This window comes from Vibrio sp. 10N.222.49.C9 (assembly GCF_041474985.1).
GTDB classification, from domain to species: domain Bacteria; phylum Pseudomonadota; class Gammaproteobacteria; order Enterobacterales; family Vibrionaceae; genus Vibrio; species Vibrio crassostreae_C.
In genome coordinates, this window is the sequence record NZ_JBFRVD010001252.1 from 1 (window position 1) to 319 (window position 319).

Here is a 319-nt window from a genome sequence, read left to right on the forward strand (position 1 = left end):
CCTGAAAGCACTACTAACTCAATATCATCACAAGCAAGCGCATCAAGTGCACAGCGCTGTCGATCATCCCTTGCCTCAATACCATCTACTGGATTGCGTTTAATTACTTGAAGAACAACTCGACCTTCCTCACGCACGCACTCCACAACACGATATATTTTTTGAGAATCCTTAATGAATGAACCAACGGTAATCTGATCGAGGTAATGTTGCGGTGGGTACAAACTGTATCCTTTTCCTTCTGATGCCCCATCAAAGTCCCCCCAAAAATCATCTTTAACCTCTAACAGACCATCACTCTCGATATCCTCTTCTGAAA

1 protein-coding gene is annotated in these 319 nt (G+C 43.3%); it reads right to left on the reverse strand.

What is annotated here, in order from left to right; genetic code table 11:
- The coding region (locus AB4585_RS27795) for a hypothetical protein (protein ID WP_372171980.1) at nucleotides 1-319 on the reverse strand (319 nt) is incomplete at both ends.